The organism is Exiguobacterium sp. CH10 (genome assembly GCF_018617635.1).
Lineage (GTDB): Bacteria > Bacillota > Bacilli > Exiguobacteriales > Exiguobacteriaceae > Exiguobacterium > Exiguobacterium aestuarii_A.
Genome location: NZ_JACSKO010000001.1, coordinates 669,468 through 696,448 on the forward strand (window position 1 = coordinate 669,468; position 26,981 = coordinate 696,448).

At 50.7% G+C, this 26,981-nt stretch carries 32 protein-coding genes; 4 read left to right on the forward strand and 28 right to left on the reverse strand.

The window, feature by feature from the left end:
- Positions 1 to 98 precede the first annotated feature (98 nt).
- The 3 genes from KNP04_RS03440 to KNP04_RS03450 all read right to left on the reverse strand — a co-directional run bounded on the left by KNP04_RS03440 (position 99) and on the right by KNP04_RS03450 (position 1,873).
- Positions 99 to 767, reverse strand: coding sequence for a DUF4352 domain-containing protein (locus KNP04_RS03440; RefSeq protein WP_214874654.1), 669 nt, complete (start codon positions 765 to 767; stop codon positions 99 to 101).
- A gap of 158 nt (positions 768 to 925) precedes the next feature.
- A complete protein-coding gene (locus tag KNP04_RS03445; protein ID WP_214874655.1) occupies positions 926 to 1,552 on the reverse strand; it encodes a hypothetical protein in 627 nt (208 codons plus the stop codon).
- A 135-nt stretch (positions 1,553 to 1,687) separates the two neighbouring features.
- Positions 1,688 to 1,873 carry a hypothetical protein gene (locus tag KNP04_RS03450; RefSeq protein WP_214693614.1) on the reverse strand — a complete coding sequence of 62 codons (186 nt, stop codon included), beginning with the start codon at positions 1,871 to 1,873 and terminating at the stop codon, positions 1,688 to 1,690.
- 158 nt (positions 1,874 to 2,031) lie between these two features.
- Here KNP04_RS03450 and KNP04_RS03455 point away from each other — a divergent pair, with 158 nt between their 5' ends.
- The gene (locus KNP04_RS03455) at positions 2,032 to 2,409 is read left to right on the forward strand and encodes a DUF3021 family protein (protein ID WP_214874656.1); all 378 of its coding nucleotides are present in this window, start codon (positions 2,032 to 2,034) and stop codon (positions 2,407 to 2,409) included.
- Between the two features lie 36 nt (positions 2,410 to 2,445).
- Here KNP04_RS03455 and KNP04_RS03460 read toward each other — a convergent pair whose 3' ends face one another.
- From KNP04_RS03460 to KNP04_RS03475, 4 genes are read right to left on the reverse strand one after another with little or no spacing between them, the layout of a single operon-like run.
- Positions 2,446 to 2,796, reverse strand: coding sequence for a flagellar protein FliT (locus KNP04_RS03460; protein ID WP_251125722.1), 351 nt, complete (start codon positions 2,794 to 2,796; stop codon positions 2,446 to 2,448).
- A complete protein-coding gene (fliS, locus tag KNP04_RS03465; RefSeq protein ID WP_214758342.1) occupies positions 2,796 to 3,170 on the reverse strand; it encodes a flagellar export chaperone FliS in 375 nt (124 codons plus the stop codon). Before fliS ends, KNP04_RS03460 begins: the two co-directional genes overlap by 1 nt.
- Positions 3,171 to 3,184: 14 nt before the next feature.
- Entirely contained in the window at positions 3,185 to 4,873 is a 1,689-nt protein-coding gene (gene fliD / locus KNP04_RS03470) for a flagellar filament capping protein FliD (protein ID WP_214874657.1), read from the reverse strand.
- A 12-nt stretch (positions 4,874 to 4,885) separates the two neighbouring features.
- On the reverse strand, positions 4,886 to 5,242 hold the full coding sequence (locus tag KNP04_RS03475) for a flagellar protein FlaG (RefSeq protein WP_114165849.1): 357 nt from the start codon (positions 5,240 to 5,242) through the stop codon (positions 4,886 to 4,888).
- Positions 5,243 to 5,641: 399 nt separating this feature from the next.
- Here KNP04_RS03475 and KNP04_RS03480 point away from each other — a divergent pair, with 399 nt between their 5' ends.
- Positions 5,642 to 6,478 (forward strand): endonuclease, encoded by an 837-nt coding sequence (locus KNP04_RS03480; RefSeq protein ID WP_214874658.1) that lies wholly within the window; start codon positions 5,642 to 5,644, stop codon positions 6,476 to 6,478.
- Between the two features lie 441 nt (positions 6,479 to 6,919).
- Here KNP04_RS03480 and KNP04_RS03485 read toward each other — a convergent pair whose 3' ends face one another.
- The 5 genes from KNP04_RS03485 to KNP04_RS03505 form a co-directional block, all read right to left on the reverse strand.
- Positions 6,920 to 8,281: a flagellin N-terminal helical domain-containing protein gene (locus tag KNP04_RS03485; RefSeq protein WP_214874659.1), complete on the reverse strand. Its 1,362-nt coding sequence runs from the start codon at positions 8,279 to 8,281 to the stop codon at positions 6,920 to 6,922.
- Between the two features lie 240 nt (positions 8,282 to 8,521).
- Positions 8,522 to 9,814, reverse strand: a complete 1,293-nt coding sequence (locus tag KNP04_RS03490) for a methyl-accepting chemotaxis protein (protein ID WP_214874660.1) — start codon at positions 9,812 to 9,814, stop codon at positions 8,522 to 8,524.
- Positions 9,815 to 9,932: 118 nt separating this feature from the next.
- The gene (locus tag KNP04_RS03495) at positions 9,933 to 10,256 is read right to left on the reverse strand and encodes a hypothetical protein (protein ID WP_214745921.1); all 324 of its coding nucleotides are present in this window, start codon (positions 10,254 to 10,256) and stop codon (positions 9,933 to 9,935) included.
- A 10-nt stretch (positions 10,257 to 10,266) separates the two neighbouring features.
- On the reverse strand, positions 10,267 to 11,094 hold the full coding sequence (locus KNP04_RS03500) for a GNAT family N-acetyltransferase (protein ID WP_214874661.1): 828 nt from the start codon (positions 11,092 to 11,094) through the stop codon (positions 10,267 to 10,269).
- Between the two features lie 66 nt (positions 11,095 to 11,160).
- Positions 11,161 to 11,646, reverse strand: a complete 486-nt coding sequence (locus KNP04_RS03505; RefSeq protein ID WP_214874662.1) for a hypothetical protein — start codon at positions 11,644 to 11,646, stop codon at positions 11,161 to 11,163.
- A gap of 156 nt (positions 11,647 to 11,802) precedes the next feature.
- Here KNP04_RS03505 and KNP04_RS03510 point away from each other — a divergent pair, with 156 nt between their 5' ends.
- Entirely contained in the window at positions 11,803 to 12,303 is a 501-nt protein-coding gene (locus KNP04_RS03510) for a hypothetical protein (RefSeq protein ID WP_074033734.1), read from the forward strand.
- A gap of 31 nt (positions 12,304 to 12,334) precedes the next feature.
- Here KNP04_RS03510 and KNP04_RS03515 read toward each other — a convergent pair whose 3' ends face one another.
- The 3 genes from KNP04_RS03515 to KNP04_RS03525 form a co-directional block, all read right to left on the reverse strand.
- Positions 12,335 to 13,270, reverse strand: a complete 936-nt coding sequence (locus KNP04_RS03515) for a DMT family transporter (protein ID WP_214874663.1) — start codon at positions 13,268 to 13,270, stop codon at positions 12,335 to 12,337.
- A 106-nt stretch (positions 13,271 to 13,376) separates the two neighbouring features.
- A complete protein-coding gene (locus KNP04_RS03520) occupies positions 13,377 to 13,664 on the reverse strand; it encodes a putative quinol monooxygenase (RefSeq protein WP_074033738.1) in 288 nt (95 codons plus the stop codon).
- A 113-nt stretch (positions 13,665 to 13,777) separates the two neighbouring features.
- Entirely contained in the window at positions 13,778 to 14,638 is an 861-nt protein-coding gene (locus tag KNP04_RS03525; protein WP_214874664.1) for a YitT family protein, read from the reverse strand.
- 179 nt (positions 14,639 to 14,817) lie between these two features.
- On the opposite strand from KNP04_RS03525, the gene KNP04_RS03530 reads away from it, so the two are divergent.
- Positions 14,818 to 15,732 carry a YitT family protein gene (locus tag KNP04_RS03530; protein WP_214693643.1) on the forward strand — a complete coding sequence of 305 codons (915 nt, stop codon included), beginning with the start codon at positions 14,818 to 14,820 and terminating at the stop codon, positions 15,730 to 15,732.
- 56 nt (positions 15,733 to 15,788) lie between these two features.
- Here KNP04_RS03530 and KNP04_RS03535 read toward each other — a convergent pair whose 3' ends face one another.
- The 13 genes from KNP04_RS03535 to treP all read right to left on the reverse strand — a co-directional run bounded on the left by KNP04_RS03535 (position 15,789) and on the right by treP (position 26,940).
- Positions 15,789 to 16,844, reverse strand: a complete 1,056-nt coding sequence (locus tag KNP04_RS03535) for a GGDEF domain-containing protein (RefSeq protein ID WP_214874665.1) — start codon at positions 16,842 to 16,844, stop codon at positions 15,789 to 15,791.
- Between the two features lie 93 nt (positions 16,845 to 16,937).
- Positions 16,938 to 17,165: a carbon storage regulator CsrA gene (csrA, locus tag KNP04_RS03540; protein WP_214785909.1), complete on the reverse strand. Its 228-nt coding sequence runs from the start codon at positions 17,163 to 17,165 to the stop codon at positions 16,938 to 16,940.
- Entirely contained in the window at positions 17,165 to 17,602 is a 438-nt protein-coding gene (gene fliW / locus KNP04_RS03545) for a flagellar assembly protein FliW (protein WP_214874666.1), read from the reverse strand. Before fliW ends, csrA begins: the two co-directional genes overlap by 1 nt.
- A 15-nt stretch (positions 17,603 to 17,617) precedes the next feature.
- A complete protein-coding gene (locus KNP04_RS03550) occupies positions 17,618 to 18,193 on the reverse strand; it encodes a DUF6470 family protein (protein WP_214874667.1) in 576 nt (191 codons plus the stop codon).
- A gap of 6 nt (positions 18,194 to 18,199) precedes the next feature.
- Complete coding sequence (flgL, locus tag KNP04_RS03555; protein ID WP_214874668.1) at positions 18,200 to 19,135, reverse strand: flagellar hook-associated protein FlgL; 936 nt, start codon at positions 19,133 to 19,135, stop codon at positions 18,200 to 18,202.
- 6 nt (positions 19,136 to 19,141) lie between these two features.
- On the reverse strand, positions 19,142 to 20,662 hold the full coding sequence (gene flgK, locus KNP04_RS03560) for a flagellar hook-associated protein FlgK (protein ID WP_214874669.1): 1,521 nt from the start codon (positions 20,660 to 20,662) through the stop codon (positions 19,142 to 19,144).
- A gap of 14 nt (positions 20,663 to 20,676) precedes the next feature.
- A complete protein-coding gene (flgN, locus tag KNP04_RS03565; protein WP_074033757.1) occupies positions 20,677 to 21,033 on the reverse strand; it encodes a flagellar export chaperone FlgN in 357 nt (118 codons plus the stop codon).
- A gap of 114 nt (positions 21,034 to 21,147) precedes the next feature.
- The gene (locus KNP04_RS03570; protein ID WP_074033759.1) at positions 21,148 to 21,399 is read right to left on the reverse strand and encodes a flagellar biosynthesis anti-sigma factor FlgM; all 252 of its coding nucleotides are present in this window, start codon (positions 21,397 to 21,399) and stop codon (positions 21,148 to 21,150) included.
- Between the two features lie 23 nt (positions 21,400 to 21,422).
- Positions 21,423 to 21,770, reverse strand: coding sequence for a flagellar protein (locus KNP04_RS03575; protein WP_251129818.1), 348 nt, complete (start codon positions 21,768 to 21,770; stop codon positions 21,423 to 21,425).
- Positions 21,771 to 21,827: 57 nt separating this feature from the next.
- On the reverse strand, positions 21,828 to 22,469 hold the full coding sequence (locus tag KNP04_RS03580; protein WP_214874670.1) for a ComF family protein: 642 nt from the start codon (positions 22,467 to 22,469) through the stop codon (positions 21,828 to 21,830).
- Positions 22,470 to 22,492: 23 nt separating this feature from the next.
- Positions 22,493 to 23,650, reverse strand: coding sequence for a DEAD/DEAH box helicase family protein (locus KNP04_RS03585; RefSeq protein WP_214874671.1), 1,158 nt, complete (start codon positions 23,648 to 23,650; stop codon positions 22,493 to 22,495).
- 124 nt (positions 23,651 to 23,774) lie between these two features.
- Positions 23,775 to 25,409: an alpha,alpha-phosphotrehalase gene (gene treC, locus KNP04_RS03590; RefSeq protein ID WP_214874672.1), complete on the reverse strand. Its 1,635-nt coding sequence runs from the start codon at positions 25,407 to 25,409 to the stop codon at positions 23,775 to 23,777.
- Between the two features lie 82 nt (positions 25,410 to 25,491).
- Entirely contained in the window at positions 25,492 to 26,940 is a 1,449-nt protein-coding gene (gene treP / locus KNP04_RS03595) for a PTS system trehalose-specific EIIBC component (RefSeq protein WP_214874673.1), read from the reverse strand.
- Between the last annotated feature and the right edge of the window lie 41 nt (positions 26,941 to 26,981).

Below are 26,981 nucleotides of genomic sequence, written 5' to 3' on the forward strand. Positions count from 1 at the left end.
CTGACCTCCTAAAAGATGGGATATCTTCATTATCCTCTATCGTTCAGGTTTAGACTAGACAAAGAGGGCGTGCCGTTTGGTTTCGGCACGCCCTTTATTTATTTCGATACATCGATTGTGTATTCGTAACGGTCTTCCGCAATCGTATTGAATTGGTCGTTATACGGACCCTCTACGACAAAACGCACTTCGGTCAACTCTGCTGGCATCGAATCTACATGAAAGAGTACCCCGCCCTCTTTCTTCACTTTACCTAAAAATTCTCCTCCGACATCTTCCGAAATGATTATATCAGCGTTTACCTGTTCTCCTGTGTTCGTGACGAGGCGGGCCTGATTCGGATGAAATGAGACCGTGTCGTCACTCGTATTTTCGACAATCACGTTGAACGAGACGATGGTCACTTCTTTTTTATCATCGAACATGAAACGAAAATCAGAAGCAACCTGTAATCGAAGGGTTTGCACTTTATCAATCTGAAAAATGATTGGACCGATCTTTTCTTCAATACCTAGGTTACGATTTTTCATATAAATTTGACTGATGCCAATCTCATCCTCCTCTACCGCAAACTCTTCGGAGCCACCGATCCCTTCTGACTTATCTTCACCCTTGCTCGATTCACTTCCTTCTGATGAAGAAGTGGTTTCTTCATCCGTAGTCTGTTCGGTCTGCTCGGTAGTTTCAGAACTCGTTGCCTCATCCGTCTCCCCGCATCCAATCAGAAATACGAGAGGCAAAGTGAACAACCAATGTCGAACCTTCATGACACGCTCCCTCCTATTCGAAAATCTCGTCGGACAATGACTTATATTGAATATGTACCCATCTAATTAGAAAAATCATATATTTTATGATCATTCACCTACTTATTTTCCAATGACCATACAAAAAACGTGCCGACACTCGTTCGGCACGCTTAATCTTATTTCGTCACGTTGATCGTATATTCGTAGCGTTCTTCTGCCACTTTGTCGAAGTTCTCGTTAAACGGTCCATCGATGACGACTTTCAAGTCCGTCAGCTCTTCTGGCTTCGCCTTCACGAAGAAGAGAACGTTCCCTTCTTTCTTCACTTTCCCCATAAATTCGCCACCGACGTCATCTGAGAACCACAAGTCTGAAGACACCTGCTCCCCCGTGTTCGTCACGAGCGTCGCCTGGTTCGGATGGAAACTCATCGTCTCATCGACCGTGTTCTCGACAATCATGTTCATCGCGACGACAGTCACCTCTTCCTGTCCATCGAACGAATCGCTGTACGCTTCTGCGACTGTGAGTCGTGACGTCTGCACTTTGTCGATTGCGAACTGAATCGGTCCCATCGTCTCCGTGATCGTGACTTCCTTATTTTTCATATAAATCTTGTTCGTCCCGAGTTCACTTTGTTGGACGTCCGTATCTTCAGCAGTCGCCTCCTCCGGCGAACTCGCTACCGCCTCTGTCACTTCTTCTGTATCCGTCGCCGTCGTCTTCAATTCATCCGCCTCCCCGCATCCGACGAGTAGTGCGAGCGGTACCGCCACTAGTAAGCCAAACCGTTTCATGTTCATCTTCATCTCTCCCTTTTCATAATCAAAGTAATGTGGTTAAGACGAATATAACGAATTGGCAATCCATACCGTGACAAGAAAAAGTTCCAGGCAAAATAAAAGCCAAGGTCCACAATCGGACCTTGACATATACACTTATCCTCTTGATTTCAGCTCTTCTTCTTCGTATGGGTCCGGACGATCTTCAAGCGGCGTATCGTCCTCGACATATGCCTCGAGTTTCGGGTCCCGTTCCACATACTCATCGTACGCTCCCTCTGGACCATAGACGAAATAACGGCGTTTCCGTGACGATACCGGTTTGGACTCTTTCTCACGCATCTCGTTTCCCTCCTCTTTCCAGAAAAGAAGCAACGGCTACAATGATGTTTACCCGATTATAGCGGAAAACAGACGTGATTTCATCTTCGCTTTTTATCCGAAACCTTTTTGCATGATGTTCGTATATATTCATAACAATTAAAAAAGGGATGATACATATGCAATTAGTGAAGAAAGGGTTCGTACGGAGCCTCTTATGGTCGCTGCCGTTCGCAATCTTCGCGCTCTACCAAGGGTGGTCAGGAAATATGGACGGCGTACACGCCATGCTCGTCTACGCCGGAGTCGCTTTCTTTCTCGGACTGACGAGCGTCATTTATGAAGTCCGACAATGGTCGTTCAAAAAGCAGATTTTCATTCACTGGAGCGTCATGCACGTGACAATCCTGCCACTCCTTTGGTTTGGTGGGTCTACGCCAGTGACGTCACTTCAAGATGCCGTCCGTCTCTACTTAAATTTTACGGTAAGTGGTCTAATCTTGTTTACCATCTCGTATTTCATCATTCGCATGCGTCGTCAAGTGAAAACCTCTTAACACAACAAAGCTCGAAGGCGTATGCCCTCGAGCTTTTTACGTCTGTTGGTCGAATAGACCAGAGAAGTTAGAATCGACGTCCTCATACGGGTCGACGTACGATTTGACCGTCTTCCGTTCCATTCGGGCCGTCCCGAGCGTCATCCCGAGACGCTGGTGCTCGGCCTCAATGAGACGCGCAATTTTTTGACTGTCGTCGACGAGCTGCCTGAGAACCGTCTGATCGGCTTTCTCCAAATCAGGACCGTGCGCCGCGAGCAACTGTTCCCGATCGTCTAAGAGTTCATGGATTTGTTCCATCCACGTGTCATACGTCGGCTCCTCCGGGACTTGTGCCAGCAACTCTTTCAGACGCTGCGTCTTTAAGATGATCTCATCAATCGGCATCATGACTGCTTCGCGAGTTTCATCGCTTCCTTCCACGTGTCGCGGAGTTCCGTCGTGAAATCGAGTACCTCGTCGAGGATCGTCGTGTCGTTCTTGACGTTCGCATCGACGAGACGGCGCCACATGTACTCATAGAGCGAGTCCAAGTTCGCCGAGATGGCGATGTCTTTATTGAGTGTGAGACGAAGCTCTTGGAAGATGGCTTGTGTCTTTTGGATATTGATGTTCTTCAAATCAGGGTTGCCCTGGTCGATCGCAAGCTTGGCGAGGCGCATGAACTTGAGCGCCCCGTCATAAAGCATAAGCGTCAGTTCCTGTGGGTTTGCGGTCGTGACCGCATTGTTTTGATAAGCTGCGTATGGATTGGCTACCATTTAAATTCCTCCTCTTACATGCCTCCGCCTAAAAACTGTTGAAGTGAAGCGGCTTGTGAGTTCGCCTGGTTCATCGCCGTTTCCATCGCCGCGAAGCGACGGTAGTAGGCGTTTTCTTTATCGATGAGTAAATCGTTTAATCGTTTGATTCGTGTATCCATCTGCGTCATCTCGCGACCCATTGAATACGTCGGAGCACCAGCCCCGTCCGCACCGGCGATACGCGTGATGGTCTCACGTGAGTTTTTCGCGGTGTCACGGATTTGTGGAAGAAGTCCTGTATTTTCATCCGTGAAAAGTTTATACACTTGTTCCGGATCTTTCTCGATGGCCGCTTTTAACTTCTCTTCATTCAGCTCAATCTTTCCACCGTTCGTGAAGTCAGAACCGGTCGAGAGACCGATCTGGAATAAGCGAGACATATCAAGATCATTCGTAGTAGATGTTGCGCCTGACCATTTGCTACGGAGCGTGTCCATCGTTCCGCGAAGAATCGTGTCCCCACGGAGCATCCCGCTCATCGCTTTCTCTTCCCACTTCTTGATCTCATCTTCAGACAACTCATCACGCTGCGCCTGCGTGAGCGGTGCGAACGAACGGAAGCGTTCTTCGCGTGTCTTCTTGTTCATGAGATCGATTGTCTCATTGTATTTATCGACGAAGCCTTTGATGTTGTCAAAGATCTTTTGAGTGTCAGTGGCAGCGGAGAGGGTGACTGGTCCACTCGCAAATGTTGATTTTAATGTCAACGTCATGTTGTCAATCGTCGTCGTGTTCGAAGCACGTTCGACTTCAATCCCATTCACTTCGAACTTCGCATTTTGTCCAGTCGGTACAACCGTCCCCATACTAAAGGCAGATTTGAAGTTGGTATCAAATTGAATAGTAGAAGTTGCCCCGGTCTCTTTCGTCGACAAAGAGATTTTTCCAGTAGACGATTCAAAGAATGCAGAGAGTCCTGTCTCTTTACTATTTAATTTGCTCATTAAATCTTGTACCGTCGCGTCCGCACCTAATTCTATCTTTTGATACGTCCCGGTTGTACTAGATTTGTACTGAATTTCAAAACCAGTCCCAGAGGCGAACGAAGCAGAAACATCTTTTGGAATGATTCCACCAGGATAGTTTGTTGTATTGGTGGCAGTGACTTTACCAGTCGCTGCGTCATACGCAAAGTCCGTAGAATCTAAAACGTTTCCTGCCGCATCTTTTAAGACGACTGTCGAAAAGTCCAAATCTTTCGGAATCGTTAACTCGGTTCCAGCCGTTTCTTGAATGACGCGCTTCTGACCAGCAACAAATCCATTCATGTCTGATAACTTTGTCGTACTCGTCAACTTCTGCCCATTGCGATCGACAGCATCTAAAATAGTCGTCGCCGAGCTGGCCAACTGTGTTACCGAGTCAATCCGAACCGCACTATTTCCACTTGATGGTCCAGCAGTCACGCTGATTTTTGACTCATCCGATGAACTCGACGTCTTCGCATAGAAGTTTCGGCTGAACATCAAGTCGACCGCACTGTTCCGTAGGGTCATGAGGGAGCGGTTGATTTCGCGATACGCATCGCGCTTCCACTCCGTCGTTTGTTTCTTCTGTTCGAGTTTATCGACCGGCGCACGCTCGGCCTGCATCAATTGTTTGATAATCGTATCCGTATCGATTCCACTGGCGAGTCCGCCAAATCGGATCGGTGTCGTCATGAGAATCCTCCTTTATACCCGTTCATCAAAGAGTTGGTTGAACTCCATGAACGCCGCAAAGAAATCGAGTGATTTCTTGCTAGGGATTTCGCGGATGACTTCGTTGTTCGTATCCACGATTTGAATATAGTAGTCGTTCAATTTTTCATGTTTCATAAACTTCAAGCCCGTACGTTGTTGTTCGAGCACTTGATTCGCCTTCTCGACGGCCGCCTCTAATTTGGTGACGTGTTGAGGCGTCGGAAGAATGACGATGCCTTCGTCGGCGAGCTTCGCTTGATTCGCTTCGACGAACACGTTTTTTGTTTGTTCATACGGCAAGACGGAAGAAGGTAGGTGAAGCCGGACTTCTGAAATGGTCGGGTTCATATGGGTCTACTCCTCTTATAATTGTTCTCATGGACTTTATCGGTTGAAACGCATGAAGTTTATAGTAGTTTAATCAATTGGTTATCGTTTCTGAGCTTGTAACTCTTCAAATTGTTTTTGTAAGTGATCTCTTCTTTTCTCATCACTCGTGATCGCTTCATATGCAATCGATCGCATTGTTAATAGTAAGTCTTCTAATTCAGCTAATCACTTTTGTTCGAAAGATATAGCTTCTAATTCCTTTAATAATTTTTTCAATCGACAACACCTTCTCTTGTTCTACTTATCGACATGTCAACCAATAAATCAATGTAAGCCAACAAATTAATGAATCAGGTCATTCAAATAATTCGGGAATAACTTAAAAGAGGTGAAAAATTGATAAGGGAGAGAAACATCATGGACTGGGAAGGACTATCTGAAGAACAAGTCGCTATTTTGGTCGCTAGTATTTTAGGAGATGGGGAAATCACAAAGTGTTATGCGTATGATAGAAGAATAAACAACAGTTACCGGGAACATTTTAGTTTAGGTCAGTTGAGTTATCGGGAGTGGAAACAGCGAAAACTTCCAGATTTACTATATTTACGTGGGGATAATTTAGTGTCACGATCTATCCCACTTATGACAAGACTATTCCCTCTTTTTTATCCGAACAATAAAAAGCACATCCCATTCGAATTATTGAAAGACATTTATCACCCAGCATGTATACTGACACTGTATTTAGACGACGGTTCACTTCTTCTCAGTAAACGATTCAACCATAGAAAAAAAGAAATTCAATTCACACCACATATCGCTTTCTATTTACAAGCCTTTTCGAAAGAACAATTAGAGCAGCTCGCTACATGGATGAAAGATCATTACAAGATCAACGTCCGTACATCAGGTACACCAAGCGGTACGGGTTATTACTTAAAGACGACAAAAGTGACGGATACATTTGATATTTTGAATTTACTTAAACCTTACCAAGCTGAACTTCCAGACTTTATGTATAAGTTGTCTTGGGAAAGCCGTTTAGACGCTGAAGCGAAACATTATAAACAAACACACCCTGACTATACGATTCGCGTCTCAATCCCTGCAAGACCTTACAGTCATGACGAAGTCTCATCACTGATTGAATGGAAACAACAAGGTGTGACAGACAAAGAAATTGCCCAACGCTTAAATCGAACGTATTGGTCAGTCGTATATAAATGGCAAGACATGAAAAACCGTGAAGCATAAGCTCCACGGTTTTTAGTATAACGATTACATATTCAATTGCTATATTAACGGAGCAATTGAAGTACAGCTTGAGGCTGTTGATTTGCTTGCAGATGTCCATATTTTTCAATATGGTCCAGACTATATCTTCACCCTTTTACAATTCTGATATATTGATTATCAATATTGTAAAATAGGGGCTGGGCACTTCCCTCGCCGTTGTCGAGGTACGGATCTCATAACCATGGACCACAAAGTCGGTAGGTCGTTCATCCTAGTCGTTGAACCTTCATCACAGTTTCCTGACAGATGCTTGGCTGCTGATTGTCCAATCCCTTCCTTTTTTCAAAACGTTCACGCCCACCGTTTCCAGTCACGTTGTCGTAAGGAGGGCTCTAAGGAGTTCCAGCAATTCACCCAGTTATATTCTTATCCGTTACCAGATAAGACGCCCGTAAAATCTTACCGAAGGAGTTGAAGAACCGCTTCTGGTTGAGATTTTGCTTGAGCCAACATTGCTTGTGATGCTTGGTTAAGGATGTTGTTCTTCGTGAAGTTCATCATCTCTTTCGCCATGTCTACGTCGCGAATACGTGATTCAGCTGCTTGGAGGTTTTCTGCAGATGTGCTCAAGTTATTGATTGTGTGTTCGAGACGGTTTTGAGTAGCACCCATTTTTGAGCGTTCTGCAGAAACAGTCTCAATTGCATCATTGATTGTTGTGACTGCCGCACTTGCTGAAGATTGGTTTGTAACATCGATATTTGCTACACCTAATGATTTAGCTCGCATATCATTGATGCCTACACTGATGTCTTGACCTGCATTTGCTCCAATTTGTAGTTTCAAAGCATTATTTGAGTTGACGGTGATACTAACGTTAGCATCTGCAGTTAATGTGAATTCGAGTCCTTTGTAATCTCCACTAGTCACGGTAACTTTGTTTCCAGTAGCATTGTAAGAACCTCCTAATTCACCAAGATCCATTACTGCATCTGTACCTGTAGTGTTATCTGTAGCAGATGTGCCTGCAAATGTTCCTGTACCAGTTCCAAATTCAATTTTTGTAGCAGAACCTTCACCAACCGATGTAAAAGTAAAACCAGTTCCATTTGCCCATTCTGCTGTTACGCCTGTAGCTGTTGCTTTTTCATTGATTACATCTAAAACATCCTGAACTGTATCAGTTGATGCAAAGCTAAATGATGTCCCGTTGATTTCAAGCGCACTTGCCGAACCAATAGCTGCACCTGTGTTTGCTAGTGCAGTAGAAGTTGCATCAACATGTGATGCTTTCGATGCTAAAGTAGTATTAGCTGCAGTCAAATTGATTACCCCAGCCTTGGTATCTGCTGTTCCAGTAACATTCTTGACTGTAGTGTTTGATGCAGTAATGTCTACACCAGCACTACCGTTCAGTAATTTTTTAGTGTTAAATTCAGTGTTTTCACCGATTCGATCGATTTCTTGTGTAAGTTGATTAATTTCTTTTTGAATTTCTGTACGATCTGCATCAGTATTCGTATCATTCGAAGATTGTACCGATAGTTCACGCATACGTTGAAGAATTGAATGTGTTTCATTCAAAGCACCTTCAGCTGTTTGAATGAGTGAAATTCCGTCTTGAGCATTACGCGTCGCTTGATCTAAACCACGAATCTGTCCACGCATTTTTTCAGAAATCGCAAGACCAGCCGCATCGTCACCTGCACGGTTGATGCGAAGACCTGAAGACAGTTTCTCCATTGCTTTACCAGTTTGCGTTGTGTTGAACGACATATTACGATGTGCGTTCATTGCATTCATGTTATTGTTGATAATCATTGTAATTTCCCTCCATAGGTTAAAAGTTTTTCCGCTCTTCCAAGTCCTTTTGTCCGAGCATGCAAGGTTTAGGCCGGCCCCTCACCTTGCATTTTTTGGAACGTTTTATCGTTTCCATACTCTATATCGGAGTCATCTCGTATCTGTTTAGTGTTTTTTTCAACTTTCTATTCAAAACCTGTAGATTCTTACTTTTGAATAGAAAAAACGCCCCATCACTGGGACGTCTCCTCTTATCTCTTACACTTCCACCTTCATTTGTTCCGTCTCATTCTGCAAACTTTCCGCCACGCGAACCAACTCCGTCATCGCCCCGTTCACCTCACCAAGACTTGCCGCTTGCTGGCTCGCAGCTGACGTGACTTCATTCGCATAACGAGATGCTTCTTCGACCATTCCGACGATGCCTGCCGAGTTTGTCACGACCGAATCGATTTGACCGCGTGACTCATCGAGGAGTGAATCGACCGAATGAACATGGCTGTATACTTCATTTGCCGAATTGTGGATCGATGCAAACGCACCGCCTGCTTTTTCAACCAAGCCGACGCCTGTCTCCACTTCCGCTTTCACGTTCGCCATCGATGATGACGTATCGCCAACGAGACGTTTCACATCTACGATGAGATCCGTGATTTCTTGAGTCGAGTTCGCCGTTTGTTCCGCGAGCTTTTTCACTTCTGCCGCAACGACAGCAAATCCACGTCCATGCTCCCCGGCACGTGCCGCTTCAATCGACGCGTTCAAGGCAAGCAAGTTCGTCTGTGCCGAGATGTCACTGATGACATCCGTGATGCGTGAAATTTCGCCTGTCATTTCCGTCAACTGGCTGTTGAGTGTCGATGATTGCTCCACTTTCCCAGCAATCGCATGCATCGCGTTGACCGAAGACGACGCGAGGCCTTTCCCGCTCTCCGCTTCCTGTTGCATCTCGCTCGCTGAATCAAGCGCCGATGACATCTCTTGACGGATGCTCTCCATCGTCCGCGCAACCGCTCCAAGTAAGTCCATCGAGTTGTACGTCGCACTGACGTTGTCTTCTAACATTTTGTTGAGGGCATCCATCGCCACTCGAATGTTTTCACCCGCGACGTTTCCTTCTTGGACCGCTGCCGCGATCTCTTGCGCCGAACCTGTCAACTGGTCCGCCGTGTAGCGCATGTTCGTCCCTTGCTCGCGAAGGTGCTCGACCATGTTGTCCATCGATAAGAGCAAACGTCCCATCTCCGAACGGTCTGACGTCTTCTCGTCCGCGAAGTGGACCGTCAAATCACCGTTTCCAACTTCGACAGCTTTTTCTGAAGCCATCTCCACCGCTTTCAGTGGACGACGGGCGATCAAGTAGATGACGATGCCGCCGAGTGACGAGATAAGTAGCGCCACGACCGTACCGACGAGCATGACCTGACCTTGTTCCATCTCGAGTTCTGTCAAAAGCAATAGCGTGATGTAGCCGACCGCTCCGCCCGTGATAAAGGACGTGACCAAGATCCACGCAAGCAATTGTGTCGTAAAGTTTTTAAATACTTTCACTGTGTTGTTCCTCCTCATTGTGTTCATCACTCCCTATATCGTCCGATTTCCAATGAATGTATAGCGTTTTCAGTTGAACGTTTGGTCAATGAAAAAACGCACCCCAGAAAGGAGTACGTTAAAATGCTTCATCGTCACGTTCGACTCGCGTCACCCGTCGTGGAGTCGTCGCCGCGTCAATCGCGAGCGTGATTGCTGCCGCCCAGTGGAGCATCATCCCGACGATCGGAATGAACCCGAGGACCGATGCCGTGATTCCGACGGCCGCGCCGTACGAGAATCGGTTCAGTCGACTGAACGAGAGAATCAACACGATGACGTGATAGACGAACATGAATCCGAGGGGAGAATACCCCATCCCGATGATGAAAAGACCACCGAGAATCGGAATCCCGAGAAATGCTTCAAACGCTGCACCGAGCCATTTCAGATTTTTCACCATGTGGTTCACCTCATAATTCGATCATGTAAAACTCATAGCCACCGTTCTCTGCAAAGCCGGCGCGCTTATAGATTTCGAGCGCCGCCTTGTTTTCCGTCTCGACATCGAGCTCGACTTTCGTCCGGCCCATGCGGAACAATTGTTGCACCATCTGCTTCAACATCTTCGTGCCGTAGCCTTTGCCTTGCTCTCCTGCTTTGACGCCGAACGCGTGGATGCTTGCCGCATCTTCACCGACGAGAAGGGCACGGATGACGCCGACCGGTTTGCCGTCGACTTCGCCGATATACGTCACGCGGTCCGGTGTATCGATTTGTTGATAGATGTTTTCCGTCACATCGACCGGGTCACCGAACGCCTCGCTGAGCGTCGCGATGATGAGCGGACGGTCGTCCGCTGTCGCCTCACGGAGCGATACCTCGTCCGGTTTCAAGAACAGCTCCGCCTTCTTCAAGACGAGATTATATTCCGAGAACTGGTACGCCGCCTGAAGGTGCTCGAGCACTGCCTTCCCAGATGCCGAGTTCCGGTCGATGACGAACGTGAACGCCTCACAGCCGTTCAGTTTCGCATCCCGTTTTGCCGTCTCGAGCAGTGCCGTGAAGACGCCTTGCTTCCGGTATTCCGGATGGACGAGCGCGTTCACCTCATACTCGTTCGGGAGATACGGGAAGAGCATGAGATACCCGACGAGCGTCTCGCCGTCGTATACTGCATAGTCGTTCTGTCCGACCGACTCGTGACCGACTTTGACGTCGATCTTATCGCTCGTGTTGACCGCCTGTTCTAACGTTTTCACATCATCCGCTTGCTTGACTTCTTCTACTGTCCAATTCATAAACATCACCTCATTTGTATTGTAGCACAAAGGAAAAAGCCCGCCGTAGCGAGCCAACTTACGAGATTATAACGTCCGGAACTCCAACTCAGGGAGCGTCTCGATCAATTCAGCGATTTCATCCGTATGCGCCTCCGCGCCTGGGACGGCCTCTGTCGGTTCGACCCAGAAGAACGTCTTGTCGTTCGTGCCGAGATAGTTGCCGTACCCGACCTCCGTCGCGAACGCCTCTTCCGTCAACTCACGGTCGATCAAGTCCAAGTGGAACAAGAGCTGGTCGTCGCCGTCCTCGACGTTATAGTACAAATCGAACGTGCTGTAGCTCTTCGTGTCACCGATGTCGACGACGTCCTGTGTCTTCTCGATATAGACGTCACCGCGCTCAATCGCCGCAACGATTTTTGATGGCAAGATGATCTCGTACCCGAGCTCTCGGTCACGAATCGTTTGCGTCGTATCCTCTGTCCGTCCCCGGGACGAGACGACACCGACCGTTGCCACCAATGCACCTGTCACACCGAGCGCGAGCGCCCATTTCATCGATTTGTTCACAAGAACCACTCCCTAGTTGTTGATGTCTTCACTTGATTATCCCACAAGTTGATGACTTTTCATCAAATATTCTGAAAAAATGTTTCCCCTTACATTGACGACCGTCCGTCAATCCCATACGATGGTAATAACGTACTAGAGAAAAGAGGAACTGACATGTCTAACGAAACTACTTTGACGCGCGCTCAGCTCGACGCGCTCTTGAAAAACGTCTTCGCCCTTCAAATCCCGGTCATCGAAAAATTCATGACAGATTTGTTTAAACAATACGTCTCGACGGCTTCCACGTTCAAACAAGATATGGACACGATGAAAGCGACAGACTGGCACAAGCACTTCTTCGGTCAAAAGGTCATGCCGCACCTCTTCATTGAGAACCTTGGCTTCGGCGCATCGTTCCGCCATCAAGGTCAAGAGAAGGTCGTCAGCATCCCGGAGAACATGACAGTCGTCAAACCAGACTCGGACGCACAGATTAAAGAGATTTTAGAGAACCTCGACAAGACGCTCGCGTCGATGGACGGAATCAAAAACAAAGGACTCGTCAAGAAGTTCTATAAAGAAACGCTCGAACTCATCTGCCAACTCGGTAGCCGTACCGGTATGATGGATGACTTCTACGACAAAGTCAAAGGCAGTTTGACAACAAGTTCATGACAATGCCTCGCTCGAAGGAGCGAGGTGTTTTTTATGCTTCCTTTTCGATTGCCATCGGGAGCTCGATAAATTGGCTCCGACTATGGAAGACGACGCCGACCATGACGAGCGTGATCCCGACCAAAGCGATTGGGGACGGCATGACCGCATGAAGGAATAGGAGCTCACCGATGAGGGCGAACAACACCTCGAGCGCCTGCGTCGCCTCGACGGACGCCAGTTTTCCCATGTCGTGTTTGACGAGGTCCGTCGCCTTGAAAAACAGGACGGTCGCGACAATCCCTGACAACAAGGCGACGAGGAACGTCTGCCCGAGCTGGCACGATGAGGGACGACCCGTCGTCAACCCGTACCCGAACAACAAGAACCAGACCGGGAGCGATCCGAGACACATGCCGAGGATGCGTTCGAACACGTCGAGGTCCGTATGTTGCATCATCTTGCGGTTGCCGAGCGGATACGCGAAAGCCGCGATCACGACTGGGACGACACCGAGCCAAAAGAAGCGAGGCTCGAATGATTCGAAGAACTCGACTTGCATCAAGACGACCCCGATCAAGATCAGGCTCGAGAATCGAAGTCCTCGCCACGGGATCTGTTCGCGGGAACCGTCTGCTTTCTTAAAGAGTGGCGACAAGAGCGCCCCTGCGACGATCGTCACTTGCCACGTGCCCGCAATGAGCCAAGGAGGTGCGACCTCGGCCGCGAGGCAGATGGGAACGTAAAAGAACCCGAACCCGACCGTCCCCCAGACGATCCACGGACGCGGATTGTCTTTAAGCGCCGAGATGACCCGCTTGAGTCCACCCCGTAAGGCGACAACCACTATCAACAACGGGATCATCCATAAAAAGCGGAGCGAGGCACTATAGGCGAAGCTTCCTCCCCCGACTTGCATCACTTCGTTCAACACGAACGTGCTCGCAAAAAACAAGGCCGCGAAGACCCCGAGTATGAGTGGACGCATACGTTCCCTCCTTTCCGAATCCTGTCTTGTTCTCGGTATCCACCTCTTTCTCCTGCAAAAAAGACGGACGACACGTAGTCATCCGCCTGTTGATTCGATGATTCCGTCACGTCCGCAGTTCGAGCGCGGCGATCCGCTCCATCCGCTCGAGGATGGGCTTCGCCTGATCGATATATGCCCTCACTTCAGCAAGCGACAACGACGCCGCATGTGCATCCTCACTCCGCCACACTTCATAGACGAACACCGTGTCCGCCTCGTCGAGCGATACGTGGACCCGATACGATTCACAGTCCGACGTCGCCTCCATCTCCCGTGCCGCTTCCGATAAAATCGCCACGAGTCGGTCCCGTTGTCCCGCTTTTGTGACGAGCTTTCCGATCAGTGCATACATGCTCCATCCTCCCCTTTCCCTTGCCTCGTCTCATTCCACTTTTTGCGTCCGATTTCCTGCCTTACGGGTTCACATGTGCGGAGGTAAAAAAACGGACGGCACGTGGCCATCCGTCAGTGAATATCGCGTTTTTGGAAATTACCGCCTTTGACCTCTGTCACCTCGTACACGACGACGAACGCTTTCGGGTCGACTTGATCGATGATGTCCTTGATCTTTCTTTCTTCGAGCCGGTTGATGACACACGTGATTTCGTAATAGCTCTCTTTTGAATACGCCCCTTGGATCTGATTCAACGTGGCGCTCCGTCCGAGACGATCCCGAATCGTCTCGACCATTTCATGCGGTTCACTCGTGATGATTTTGAACGTCTTCGCCCCGCTCAATCCCTCTTCGACGATATGAATCACTTTTGAGGCGATGAAATAGGCGATCGCCGACAAGACGGCTCCTTGCAACCCAAACACTGTCGAGACGACGATGAAGACGAACGTATTCAAAAATAGAATCAAGTCACTCGTTCCGAACGGCAGTTTACGGGACAAGAGGACGGCCAGCATATCGATCCCGTCAAGCGCCCCCCCGTTACGGAGGGAAATCCCCATCCCGAACCCGAGGATGATTCCGCCGACTACGGTGATGAGGAGCGCGTCGCCCTCGATGATGGTCGGGACATGGTGCATAATCACCGTACCGACAGACAACGACGCAATCCCTGTGACCGAAAGGATGGCGAAACTTTTCCCGATTTGTTTATACCCGAGATAGATGAACGGGATATTGAGAATCCCGATAAAGATCCCGAGCGGCAATCCCGTGAGTTGCGACCCGACGATACTGATACCGGTGACGCCCCCGTCCGACACGTTGTTCGGGATGAGGACGGACTCCAACCCATACGCCGCGATGAGTCCGCCGATGATGTTCATGATGATTTGAAACCCCATCAACCAGGCTCTATTCTCTCGTTTCATGATGCATTGACCTCCTTCTCATGTTCAACAACCTTCTTAGCCTACCACAAAATAATACTGAAATAATTTACAGGGAATCATCAATCTATTCTGAATATTCATGTTAGATTCTCTGTCGCAAAGGATTTTGTATCGGCTCGTTTTGGTATACTTAAGAAAATGGAAAGGGGGCACCACGTATGCAGCGTACACCCATGCCTTCCCCGACACCGGAGGAAGTGCAGCGCTTAAGGCGCGAACATAATCCGATCAAAGCGTCCGAACTGTTTGCGAAAGTCGTCCTCTTGCTACTCGGTTCCCTCGTCTTCGCGGTCGGCCTGGAGGCGTTCCTCGTTCCGAACCAGATCATCGACGGTGGGATCGTCGGGGTCTCGATCATCGTCTCGTATTTGACGGAGACGAAACTCGCCATCTGGCTCGTCCTCTTCAACTTGCCGTTCATCTACTTCGGCTATCGGCAAATCGGGAAGACGTTCGCCGTCGTCACGTTGACGGCGATCCTCCTCATGTCGGCGTTCACGATCGTCCTGCATGACATCAAGCCGTTCACGGACGATTTGCTGTTGTCGACCGTCTTCGGGGGCTTCTTGCTCGGTGCCGGGATCGGACTCGTCATCCGCGCCGGTGGGTCGCTCGACGGGACCGAGATTCTCGCCGTCGCCTTCACGAACCGATTACCGTTCTCAGTCGGAGAGATTGTCATGTTCTTCAACATCTTCATCCTCGGGACGGCCGGTTTCGTCTTCAGCTGGGACCGGGCGATGTACTCGCTCCTCACGTATTTCATCGCGTTCAAGACGATCGATGTCGTCTTGGAAGGGATCGATCAGTCGAAGGCGGCGTGGATCATCACGAACGCACCGGAAGAAATCGGTCAAGCGATCATGGACCGGCTCGGTCGAGGCGTGACGTATCTCCACGGGGAAGGGGCCTACACGGGAGACGGGAAGAAGGTCGTCTTCACGGTCATCAGCCGACTCGAGGAGACGAAATTAAAAGACATCCTCGACGACTATGACGAAAAGGCGTTCCTCGCCATCGGCAACATTCACGACGTCCGCGGCGGACAGTTCAAGAAGAAAAACATTCACTAAACGTGAAATCCCCTATAACCGCTGGACACCATTTGCCAACGGTTATAGGGGATTTTTTAGGCGAAGCGGACCTGGTCCCGTCCATTCCGTTTCGCATCATATAAAGCCTCGTCCGCTCGTTCGAACACGACCATGCTCGGTTCGTGCCCGGCGACCGCGGCACCGATCGAGACGGTCATCGGGATGACCTCGCCCTGACATTCGAACGTCGTGTGGCGCACCGTCTCGACTAACGATTCGGCCACTTCTTTCGCCTGTTCACACCCTTCGATCACGAGCAAGAACTCCTCCCCGCCGTAACGACCGACGAACCCGCCTGGCGGACAGTGCCGTTCGAGCGTCTGACCGATATGTCGGAGCGCGGCGTCTCCTGCTAGATGACCATATGTATCGTTCAACTGCTTGAAGTGATCGACATCGATGACGAGTAACGTCCATGGCTTCCCGGACATCTCCAAGTCGTTCATCTGTTCGAGCGTCCGGTAACGGTTCGGGAGTCCCGTCAATTCATCGACGGTCGCCCGATGCGTATGCAGGAGGAACATCCATAGATGCGCCTCGAGCTTCTTCGCCCCCCAGTAACAGAGCCACGCCCCGAGCGACAGCATAAGGAAGTACGGGATGAAGACGTTCACGAACACCATCGTATCCACACTGCCGGTCACACGAATCAAGACGAGGAGCGCACCGAATCCGACATAGACGGCATATCCTCGTGATCGATGCATCGGGACACGCGAGAGGAGAAGCGAAAAGATGTAAAAGACGACGAACATGAGAATCGAATCGACGAACGGGGCACTCATTCCATGCAAGGTCATGCGTCCGATAAAGATGAGCGCGAGCGTGACGACGGCACCGAACGGTCCGGCGTACGTTGCCGACAAGGCAATCGGGATGAGACGGAGATCGATCCTCGCATCGCCAAGCTCAATGGCGTTTAAGGTCAACAAGATCGCCGTCAATCCGTTCGATACCCCGAACCAAAAACGGACGAACAGCGGGGAGGACGGTTGAATCGGCAAGACCGTCCGCATCACATAGAACGTGAGCGACATGAGTAAAAAGATGATACTGATATTAATAAAAAACTGGTTGATGACCGTTCCCATCGATTCGCCTCCTTCCCTTTCCGTTTCCATCCTATCCCAACCAGGTGAAAAATGTCACCCTTACATTCTATATTTACAAAAAAAGTCGAAAGCTCACGCTTCCGACTGCTTTTTGATCATCTGTTTCATCAAGTTGGCACTGTTCCGTGCCGACTCGTTCTCTTCTTGCATCTGAATATACACTTCATGACGATGGATATCGATATGGCGCGGGGCATCGATGCCGAGCTTCACCTGGTCTCCCTCGATGGCGAGCACGGTGAGCGTCACGTCATCTCCGATATGGATCGCCTCACCTTGTTTTCGTTTCAATACGAGCATCAGCGCACCTCCGTCTTCGTGCCGCCGAGCGGATAACGGGCCGGGTAGGCATCGTCTAAGATGACTTGCTTCCCGCGACGTTCTTTCGTCTCGATGACGATCGGTGCCTTCAAGTTGAGCGTCGATGTATCAAACGGCTCACGGAGCGTGACGATCGAGTAGACAGAGACGTGTTCCGCTTCTTCAATCCCGAGCTGATCCTTCGCCCCCTCCGACAGTTCGAACGCATAGTCCGACTTATGCCAGAACGGATTCGTCACGACGAACGCACACGCTTTCTCTTCGATTGACTGGAGTGACCAGAACGGCAGCTCTTCCCCGTACGGAATCAACACGAACGTCTTCGATTCCGGGAATCCCGGAATCTCACTGACAAACGTGATCGTCTCCGCTTCATTTATTTCAATCTTGCCAAAGTAGTCTGTTTCAATGAACATGGATTGTCCTCACTTTCAACGCGTTTCATCATACATCCCACCGACCGGCCACATCTCGAGCGATGCCTGTTGACGGAGAGAAATGTCCGTCGTCCATGGCGTGAACGAGATGTCCGCCGGTGTGAGCGATACATCAATCTGTGGCGGTGTGATATTCCATTCGATTTTCACATCCGCCGGCGTATACGTCAACTTGACACGGTCAATCGATTTCGGCATATAGCCCATCTCGACGATCGGATACGGGTCGTTCACTTTCTCTGCCGCCATCGAAGCAATCGGGTTGCCGTTCTCGATGCGCATCATGCGGTCCCCTTCACGGGCGATGTTCATCATCGCCTCGCGGGCTCCTTGTTCCCCCATCTGTCCGAACGATTGACCGAGTTCGAGCGCCCCTTTCAGGTTGCTCTCACTCCGTGCCACCGACGAGTCGATCTCAAGTTTCCCTTGAGTCGTCTGTTGCGTCATCTCAGCTTTCCCTTGCTGCATCGACATGTCCGCCCGACCTTGACGCATCTCGAGCACCGGTCGGTTCGAGGTCATCTGGATGGCAGCAAACGTTTGCCGCATTTCAAGTCTCGCGAGATTCATGACCGATTACCGGAGGAAGTCAAGGAGCGTCGGTTGAATGATACGGGCCCCGGCAGAAAGTGCGGCGCGGTGTACCGTCTCATGTGACTTCAACTCCATGATCACTTTCTCGACGTCGATGTCTTCGTTATCAGACATGATCGTCTTCGCGATGATCTCGTGGTCTTGCAGACGGTTGTCGACGAGCTCCAAACGGTTCGCCCGGGCACCGAGCTCCGACCGCTCCGTGATCAAGTTCTGACCGATCGTATCGAGCGTCTCGAGTTGGGCAGATAAGTCGGCACCTCCCGTATTTTCATCGGCGAGCAAGCCGCTCAGTTGCTTCAACCCTTCAAAGAGCTCTCGTCCGAAGACGGTCTCCGGCTGCATGTTCACTTGCATCGTGATGCCTTTTGAGACTTCGAACTCAATTTTCCCGCTCGCCGTCGGAGGACCGTCCGTTCCATAAATCGACTCGAGCGTCGCTCCTGGCGCTTCATTCAAATAGTCTTTCAGCGCCTGCATGTCAATGAGCGGTTGATCCGTTTTCGTCCCGTTATAAATATACTTCTCGCCCGCCTTCGAGTTGGCGAGTGAGCCGATATGTTCGATCAACTGGTCGACCTCACTCTTGATGATCGCGCGCTGTGACGACTCATACGTGTCGTTCGCGGCTTGCGTCGTCAATTCCCGAATCCGTTTGACGGCCTCGGTGACCTCGTTCAAGGTCGAGTCCGTCATGTCCATCCAGCTCGTCGCCTCGCTGACGTTGCGACGGAACTGGTCGACTTCCCGTACCTCGGTCCGGTATCGGATCCCCTGCATCGCGACGACCGGGTCCTCCGATGCCTTTTGAATCCGTTTCCCGCTGATCAATTGTTCCTGGACGCGGGCGAGCGTGCTATAGCTACTCGATAAGTGTTTCAAGTTCGTCTGTGTGAGCATCGTCTGTGTGACACGCATCAGTCATTACCTCCCAACGACACCCATGCCGTTAATGATTTTGTCGAGCATCTCGTCGACGGCCGTGATGTTCCGTGCCGCCGCATTGTATGCATGTTGATATTGGATCATCATCGTCATTTCTTCATCGAGCGACACCGCGCTCACCGACTGACGGCGCTGGTCCGAACTACTCAAAAGGGCGAACGTGCTCTTCGCGAGGTTCGCGTTCTGGCTCGCCTCGACCGCCATGTTCCCGATGACGTTCTGATAGTACTTCCCGATTGATGTCGTCGTCGTGGCCGACCCGGCAAAACTTAAGGCCATCTCTTTTAAGCGTGCGAGTTCGAGTGCCCCGCTCCCATCCCCGATATTGCCGTCTTTTGAGGCAGCGATCAAGTCAAGGTTACTCATGAACGTCTCGTTCACTTCGATGTTCGACGCTTTGATGTCGGTGTTCGTGTTCGTCCCTGCGTTCACGAAGAAATCGTTTCGTCCGTCGGTCCCTGATGCCTCTTTGTTCGTCATGTGTGCGTCGTTGAACGCCGTCGCGAACACGCTCGCCATCTCGTCTAAGTCTTTGAGCATCTTCGTATACGCCCCATCCGCCGCTTCAGGACCCGATTGGCTTCCGTACATCTCAACGAGTGCTCGTAATTTGCCGTTCGGCATGTCTTGGAGCGTCATCGTCTCAGCTGTCGCAGCATCTGCCGCGCGATACGACGACTCGGTCACTTCCCCGACACCACCCGTGATACCATCGACCAATTTGATCGGATTCGGATTTCCTGGCACGGTAATCTGGATGTCGATCCGTCCTTCTGCGACACGTTGCGAGTTCCCACGCGTCTCCCCGTTCAAGTAATCGACGGGCACACGCTCGAACTCGATATATTGCGAAAGCTCGTCCATATAACGGTCGCGCTCGTCATACAGTTCGTTCGGCAAGACGCCGAGTGGTTCCGCGTCCCCGATTTGACGGTTCACGTTATTGATCTTCGTCAACAGGTCGTTAATCTTTTTCGACACGACGCCCGCTTCTGCTTTCAAGTCATCTTGCACTTTCGTCAGCGACGAAGACATATAATTGAACGTCTCGGCGAGCGTCATCGCCCGCTGGCGGACGACGCTTCGTGCACCTGTATCGTCCGGGTTGACCGACAAGTCTTGAAGCGATGCCCAGAACAAGTCGAGCGACTTGGCAAGGCCGTTCTCGGATGGTTCGTTGATGATGTCCTCCATCCGCCCGAACGCCGCCTCTTTCGTCGCATAGAACGCATTCTTCACCGACTCGTCGCGATACTGTTGGTCGATCATGAGATCACGAATCCGGGCGAGCGTCTCCCCGCGTACCCCGGTTCCGAATTGTCCGGCTTTCGTGCCACCGAAGTTGACCGAGAGTTGTTCCGTCATCCCGAGGGTGAGGCGTTGGCGTGAATAGCCAGGGTTTGAGGCGTTCGCCACGTTGTTCCCCGTCGCCTGTAACGCCCATTGGTGTGTCGTCAGGCTGCGGCGCGCCGTCTCTAATCCCATAAATGTTGAGCCCATTCTGTACTTCCTCCTTAAACGTCACGGCTGAACGAGCGTGTTTCAAACGCCTGTTGTCCGTATGTGAAATCATCTGCTTCTGGCAAGAGCATATCCAAGTGCCAGGTAATATAACGAAGGGACTGTTCGAGAAGCGATGCGTTCAATTCGTTCTGACGCTTCAACTCGAACAAGACCGGTCTCAGTTCCTCTATCTCTTCATCGTCCAATTCATACGTCCCTTGAAGTCGTTCCGCTTCTTTTTGTGAGATTTGTCGGACGAGTTTCGCCTCTTCTTTGACGAGCGCGCTAAAAGCAGCCATGTCATTTTGGACGAGTAGCTGTTCTTTCGTATAGGCCAATTCGAGTAAACGTTTATGTAATGTGAGCATGAGTCTCTCCTTTTTCCAAAAAAAGAGCCGACTAAAGAAAGGGGTACCCCTTATTTAGTCAGCTTCCGTGCCGTGTTATTCAGTGCGAAGGCCTCAAACGGACCTCGCTTCCATTCATCCTTGTAGAAAGCGTTTGGCGATTTCACGCGCGTCCCGTGAATACGTGCCCGCATCAATCTCTGCTTTTAAAGCGTCGATTTTTGCGAGACGGTCCGGATGTTTCACCGGTTCTTCAAACCGGGCGCGGGCTTCCGCCGAGATTGACAATTGGTCCGTTTGGCGTGATGGCGCGGGCTTCGGCTCGACTTGCGTTTTCTTTTCATAAGTGTTCGGTAAATGTACCCACTTGGCTGAATCGATGCGCATGCGTCTTCCCCCTCTTCATGATGTTAATCCAAACGATAAGCGCGAGCACTTGACGACTTCGTCAAGCTCTCTTGTAGACTAGACAGTTCCTTCTGCATATCTCTCTGGCAGTTCGAACAGACTTTCCCTTCGTTCGTCGGTTGACCACAACGTACGCAGCCGACGAGGAGTTCCGGGTTGTCCTTGATGATCAGGCGTCCTTCATGGATATATCGCGTGATATCAAGTTCCGACACACCCGTCGCTTCGACGAGGGCGCCGATGTTCGTTGATTTGTTTTTTGGTTCACGAATGAAGTCACGAACTTTCAAAAAGTTTTGGAAGTCGACTTCACTACATGATGGGCAATAAGGCGAGCGACCTTGTTTCATAAACAAGCGTCCGCACATTTGGCAAGATGCTGCATCCATTGGTTTCACCTCTGCCTTTTATATCGGACGGGTTTTTGATTTGTTTAGCGCCCGAAATAAGCAAATCGCAGAAACTTCTGTCGCACCTGCCTGCCGTAACGAAAATGCCGCCTGATGGAGCGTCGTCCCTGTCGTATAGACGTCGTCTACAAGAATGATTTTCCCACATTTCACTGAAGTTGGTACAGTGAAAGGATTCGTTCGGTGTCGTCTTTCTTCTTTCCCGAGTTCGCGTTGACTCGAAACCTCGGTTTTCTCGATCAGTTGCCGGGTCGGACCAACCTTTTGTGCGAGCACCTCCGCTTGATTGAAGCGACGCGACCTGTGTCGTTCGTCACTGAGCGGGATGGGCACATATGTCGCACCAGGTTCTCGCAGTGCCCGAAGTCTTGGTGCGACCGATGCGGCGATGACGACGTCCCCACTGAATTTGAAGCGATGTAGCCACTCGATTCCCGCCTCGTCATAGGCGTACAGACAACGGACGGTCAAATCAGAGCCGAGTGCGAGCCAGCGGATGCAATCTGAGCACGTCTCCCCCGTCTCGTTCGGTTGACCGCAGCGCGGACAGCCTGTCCCGAGCGGCGTCAGTCGGTCCTCACATGACGGGCACACCCAGTCGCGTCGCCATAACGTGGCCGGTGTCCAAGGGACGGTCATCGGTTGGTGACAGAGAAGGCATTTCATCGACTGTTCGCCTTCACGATCGCCCGGATGGCGAGATCTTGCCGAAACGTCCGTTCATGATAAAAGAAACAGACCTCCCCTGTCGGCGCATCCGGCTTTCGTCCGGCCCGCCCGGCCATTTGGATGAGCCCCCGTGTCGTGAAGAGCCGATGTTCGCTCTCTAGCACCCCGACCTGCACGTCCCGGACCGTCATCCCCCGCTCCCAGATCGATGTCGCGAGGACGATTCCCTTCGTTTCTTGGAGCCAGTGCAGCGCGTCGGTCCGCTCCTCGGTCTCGGCCGATACCGTCCGACATGTAAATCCTGCTTCTTCTAACGTTTTGCGATATCGCTCGAGGTGAGGCTTTGTCGGCACGAACAGGAGACGCGGTTTTGCGGCGTGACGTCGACAGAAGTCGAAAATCTGTTCGTCCGACTGTTTGACGAGTGTCGGCACGGGTAAGTCGAAGCCGTGAAAACGGCGGGACAGATGCACCGTCGAAACCATCTGTTGCCAAGCGGTCGGGGTCGCCGTGATGAAGATAAACACCCCTTTTCCGACCCGATAGATGGTGCGCCATAATGTCACGTCAAAAGCGAACGGGAAGGCATCGGACTCATCGACGAGCACATAATCGAATACGTCACGTAGATTGAGTAGTAACGGTGCGGTCGCTACCGTAATCATTCCGATGGAGTCTTTCTCCCCACCCCCGTACCGTCTCGTGACGGGCACGGTGAATGCTTGTTCGAGCCGTTCCACCCATTCGATGGCGACATCTTTCCTCGGGGAGACGATCAATACCCGCTTCCCTTCATTGACGACCCGCTCGATCACCGGGAACGTCATCTCAGTCTTCCCGGCGCCACAAACCGCATGAACAAGACCGGTCTTCCGTTCGTCCCACCATGTGAGCAGTTGATTTGCGACCCGCATTTGGGCTGGTGCGAGCTCGAACGGCATCGTCAATTCGGTCGTTTCGAGTGGTGTCGTGATGTCCTGTTCTTGTAGAAAATCACATCGGCAGACACGTCCAAGATAAAGACAGTTCCGACAATAGGCACACGACCCGTGGTGACAGGTGAACGCCCGGACGTCCGTGCTGAGACAGCGTTGGCAGATGCCAAAACGGATGGCGCGCGTCCCGTTAGATGCGACGATGAGTTCCCCCATATCCCTTTGCTCCTTTTTCCTTTCACGCTAACAGAGTGGATCTTTGAGTACGACTCGGCTTATGGAAGACAACCGATTGACTAAACACAAATAGGACCCGACGAAAAAGTCGGGTCCTACCTGCTTATTTCTGTTTGTAGAACATGATCGCCTCGTACGGACGAAGGGACAACGTCGTCCCGTCGAGCTCAGGCACGTCGTAGTTGTGACTGACGACGCTCACCCGCTCGAAACCTTCTGGGATGGTGTACGTCGTTTCCGTTCCATAGAAGTTGGCGACGACGAGGAGCTCCTCGCGGTCGGTCTTCCGTGTATATGCCCAAACGTCTAACGAATCAGGCGTGAGGAGCGTATAGTCCCCGTCCGTCAAGACGTCAAGTTCTTTTCGTAATGCAATCAAGTTCTTGTAGTGGTAGAACACCGAGTTCGGGTCATCGAGCGCCGCTTCGACGTTCACTTCCTGGTAGTTCGGTGCCACGTTGATCCACGGTGTGCCGTTCGTAAAGCCGGCATGTGTCGTCGCATCCCACTGCATCGGCGTCCGTGAGTTGTCGCGTGACTTTTGTTTGATGGCTGCCATCATGTCTTCATGCGACACGCCTTCTTCGCGTTTCAACTTATAGTTGTTGAGCGTCTCGATGTCACGGTACTCGTTCAAGTCATCGAAGCCAGGATTCGTCATCCCGATCTCTTCTCCTTGATAGATGTACGGTGTTCCTTGGAGACCGTGGAGCACGGTCGCAAGCATCTTCGCACTCTCGACGCGATGGTTCGTGTCGTTCCCGAAACGGCTGACGACGCGCGGTTGGTCATGGTTGCACCAGAAGATGGCGTTCCATCCCTTCCCGTGCATCCCTTGTTGCCATGTCGACATGATGTCTTTCAACTGGATGAAGTCGAACGGGGAGGCGACGAACTTCTCGCCGTTCGGGTAGTCGACTTTCAAGTGATGGAAGCTGAACGTCATGCTGAGCTCGTTCTCGTCCGGGTTCGAATAGCGCACGCAATGGTCGAGCGTCGTCGACGACATCTCCCCGACCGTGATGACGTCATGCCCGTCAAATACTTCTCGGTTCATCTCTTTCAAATATTCATGGATGCGTGGGCCGTCCGTGTAGAACTTCCGACCGTCCGACTCGTCTTCCGGGAAATCTTGTTCTTTTGAGATCAAATTGATGACGTCGAGACGGAACCCTTTGATTCCTTTCTCGCGCCAGAAGCGCATCATCTCATAGACGTCTTCACGCATCTGTTCATTTTCCCAGTTCAAGTCGGCCTGGGTCACGTCGAACAAGTGGAGATAGTATTGCCCGCTCTTCTCGTCATATTCCCACGCGTTCCCACCGAACTTCGATTCCCAGTTCGTCGGCTCGTCGCGCCAGATGTAGTAGTCACGGTACCGCTCGTCTCCCGCCAATGATTTCTGGAACCATTCATGGTCTGTCGACGAGTGGTTGACGACGATGTCCATCATGAGGCCAATGCCCCGCGCCTCTGCCTCACGGATCAATTCGTCGAGGTCTTCCATCGTGCCATAAGACGGGTCGATGGCATAGTAATCACTCACGTCATAGCCGTTGTCGTGTTGAGGTGACTGATAGACAGGCGTCATCCAAATGTATTCGATGCCGAGTTCTGCCAAGTAATCTAGCTTCGCCGTCACCCCTTTGATCGATCCGGTCGCGTTTCCTTCCGGACTATAAAAGCTTTTCGGGTAAATTTGATAGACGACTGATTTGCGCCAATTTTTCTGTGTCATCAACGACATCTCCTTTTTGTAAGAGTTTTCATTTCAATAGGAAAGAGGGAAGAACTGCCGTCCCTCCCTCCCGAGTCAATGCTTATGCGACTTTATTTTCTTCGATTTCACCTTTCTTCATGTAGCGCTTCGACAAGATGAACGTAAGCGCGAACGGTACGATGATCGCGATGACCATCCCGACGATGAAGAGAAGGATTTTGTCTGTGAAGATTGAGAGGAATCCAGGGAGTCCTCCGACACCGATTGCGATTGCTTGAACATCATTCAATGTGATGAAGATGGCTGCGATCGCTGACCCGATCATTGCAGAGTAGAACGGGAATTTATTCGGCAAGTTGACCCCGAACATCGCCGGCTCCGTGATCCCGAAGTAAGCCGAGATCGCTGAAGTCGATGCCATGCTCTTTTGCTTCGCGTTGTGCTTGTAGACGAAGAACATCGCGAGTGCAGCAGAACCTTGTGCGATATTTGAGAGTGCGATCATCGGCCAGATGAACGTACCGCCTGTATCTGCGATCAACTGAAGGTCGATGGCGATGAACAAGTGGTGCATTCCTGTGACGACGAGTGGTGCATAGAACAATCCGAAGAGGAGTGCCCCAACGACCGGTACGGCTTCAAACGTGTTGACGAGTCCTGTCGCAATCACATTACCAATTCCACGTGTGATTGGTCCAACGATTGCGAGTGCGAGGAATCCAGTGACGACGATTGTCGTGATCGGAACGACCAAGAGTTGAATCGCATTCGGTACACGTTTTTTCAAGAACATCTCAATTTGGCTCAAAATATAAGCCGCAGCGAGAACCGGCAAGATTTGACCTTGATATCCGACTTTCTCAATCTCGAACAATCCGAGGATATCGAACGTCGGTACTTCTCCTTCAAGTGCCGCTGTTCCGTAGCCCCAAGCGTTCAAGAGGTCCGGGTGGACAAGCAAGAGACCCATAACAATCCCGAGCACTTCACTTCCGCCGAAACGTTTCGTCGCCGACCATCCGACAAGTGCCGGTAAGAAGACGAATGACGTGTTCGCCATCATGTTGATGAGGTCCCAAAGTCCTTGTAAGTTCGGATAAGCCTCGATGAGCGTCTGCCCGTCGATGAAGAGACCTTCAGAAGCAAGTAAGTTGTTGATCCCCATGAGGAGACCGGCCACGATGATGGCTGGAATGATTGGCATAAAGACGTCAGAGAAGACTTTGACGAGTTTTTGAAGCGGATTCATTTTTTTGCCGCCTGCGGATTTGACTTCGGCGACCGTTGCCGCCTCGAGTCCTGCGAGTTTGATGAACTCGGCATAGACACGGTCGACATCACCGGCTCCAATGACGATTTGATACACGCCCGAGTTCTCGAACGCCCCTTTGACGAGATCGACTTCTTTCACACGTGCCTCATCGACTTTTGACTGGTCTTTGAGGGAGAGACGGAGACGTGTCACACAGTGTGCGGCTTTGTCCACGTTGTCTTTGCCGCCGATCGCTTCAAGGATGTCTGCGGCAATTTGACGATAATCTGCCTTCATGTTTATTGTCCTCCTTTGTTTGAAAACTTCTAATGAAAACG

Excerpts from the sequence above, each read along its gene's own strand:
- KNP04_RS03440 (WP_214874654.1), bottom strand. The coding sequence starts at position 767 with ATGAAGGTTCGACATTGGTTGTTCACTTTGCCTCTCGTATTTCTGATT.
- KNP04_RS03445 (WP_214874655.1), bottom strand. The coding sequence starts at position 1,552 with ATGAACATGAAACGGTTTGGCTTACTAGTGGCGGTACCGCTCGCACTA.
- KNP04_RS03450 (WP_214693614.1), bottom strand. The coding sequence starts at position 1,873 with ATGCGTGAGAAAGAGTCCAAACCGGTATCGTCACGGAAACGCCGTTAT.
- KNP04_RS03455 (WP_214874656.1), top strand. The coding sequence starts at position 2,032 with ATGCAATTAGTGAAGAAAGGGTTCGTACGGAGCCTCTTATGGTCGCTG.
- KNP04_RS03460 (WP_251125722.1), bottom strand. The coding sequence starts at position 2,796 with ATGCCGATTGATGAGATCATCTTAAAGACGCAGCGTCTGAAAGAGTTG.
- fliS (WP_214758342.1), bottom strand. The coding sequence starts at position 3,170 with ATGGTAGCCAATCCATACGCAGCTTATCAAAACAATGCGGTCACGACC.
- fliD (WP_214874657.1), bottom strand. The coding sequence starts at position 4,873 with ATGACGACACCGATCCGATTTGGCGGACTCGCCAGTGGAATCGATACG.
- KNP04_RS03475 (WP_114165849.1), bottom strand. The coding sequence starts at position 5,242 with ATGAACCCGACCATTTCAGAAGTCCGGCTTCACCTACCTTCTTCCGTC.
- KNP04_RS03480 (WP_214874658.1), top strand. The coding sequence starts at position 5,642 with ATGGACTGGGAAGGACTATCTGAAGAACAAGTCGCTATTTTGGTCGCT.
- KNP04_RS03485 (WP_214874659.1), bottom strand. The coding sequence starts at position 8,281 with ATGATTATCAACAATAACATGAATGCAATGAACGCACATCGTAATATG.
- KNP04_RS03495 (WP_214745921.1), bottom strand. The coding sequence starts at position 10,256 with ATGGTGAAAAATCTGAAATGGCTCGGTGCAGCGTTTGAAGCATTTCTC.
- KNP04_RS03500 (WP_214874661.1), bottom strand. The coding sequence starts at position 11,094 with ATGAATTGGACAGTAGAAGAAGTCAAGCAAGCGGATGATGTGAAAACG.
- KNP04_RS03510 (WP_074033734.1), top strand. The coding sequence starts at position 11,803 with ATGTCTAACGAAACTACTTTGACGCGCGCTCAGCTCGACGCGCTCTTG.
- KNP04_RS03515 (WP_214874663.1), bottom strand. The coding sequence starts at position 13,270 with ATGCGTCCACTCATACTCGGGGTCTTCGCGGCCTTGTTTTTTGCGAGC.
- KNP04_RS03520 (WP_074033738.1), bottom strand. The coding sequence starts at position 13,664 with ATGTATGCACTGATCGGAAAGCTCGTCACAAAAGCGGGACAACGGGAC.
- KNP04_RS03525 (WP_214874664.1), bottom strand. The coding sequence starts at position 14,638 with ATGAAACGAGAGAATAGAGCCTGGTTGATGGGGTTTCAAATCATCATG.
- KNP04_RS03530 (WP_214693643.1), top strand. The coding sequence starts at position 14,818 with ATGCAGCGTACACCCATGCCTTCCCCGACACCGGAGGAAGTGCAGCGC.
- KNP04_RS03535 (WP_214874665.1), bottom strand. The coding sequence starts at position 16,844 with ATGGGAACGGTCATCAACCAGTTTTTTATTAATATCAGTATCATCTTT.
- csrA (WP_214785909.1), bottom strand. The coding sequence starts at position 17,165 with ATGCTCGTATTGAAACGAAAACAAGGTGAGGCGATCCATATCGGAGAT.
- fliW (WP_214874666.1), bottom strand. The coding sequence starts at position 17,602 with ATGTTCATTGAAACAGACTACTTTGGCAAGATTGAAATAAATGAAGCG.
- KNP04_RS03550 (WP_214874667.1), bottom strand. The coding sequence starts at position 18,193 with ATGAATCTCGCGAGACTTGAAATGCGGCAAACGTTTGCTGCCATCCAG.
- flgL (WP_214874668.1), bottom strand. The coding sequence starts at position 19,135 with ATGCGTGTCACACAGACGATGCTCACACAGACGAACTTGAAACACTTA.
- flgK (WP_214874669.1), bottom strand. The coding sequence starts at position 20,662 with ATGGGCTCAACATTTATGGGATTAGAGACGGCGCGCCGCAGCCTGACG.
- flgN (WP_074033757.1), bottom strand. The coding sequence starts at position 21,033 with ATGCTCACATTACATAAACGTTTACTCGAATTGGCCTATACGAAAGAA.
- KNP04_RS03570 (WP_074033759.1), bottom strand. The coding sequence starts at position 21,399 with ATGCGCATCGATTCAGCCAAGTGGGTACATTTACCGAACACTTATGAA.
- KNP04_RS03575 (WP_251129818.1), bottom strand. The coding sequence starts at position 21,770 with ATGAAACAAGGTCGCTCGCCTTATTGCCCATCATGTAGTGAAGTCGAC.
- KNP04_RS03580 (WP_214874670.1), bottom strand. The coding sequence starts at position 22,469 with ATGACCGTCCCTTGGACACCGGCCACGTTATGGCGACGCGACTGGGTG.
- KNP04_RS03585 (WP_214874671.1), bottom strand. The coding sequence starts at position 23,650 with ATGGGGGAACTCATCGTCGCATCTAACGGGACGCGCGCCATCCGTTTT.
- treC (WP_214874672.1), bottom strand. The coding sequence starts at position 25,409 with ATGACACAGAAAAATTGGCGCAAATCAGTCGTCTATCAAATTTACCCG.
- treP (WP_214874673.1), bottom strand. The coding sequence starts at position 26,940 with ATGAAGGCAGATTATCGTCAAATTGCCGCAGACATCCTTGAAGCGATC.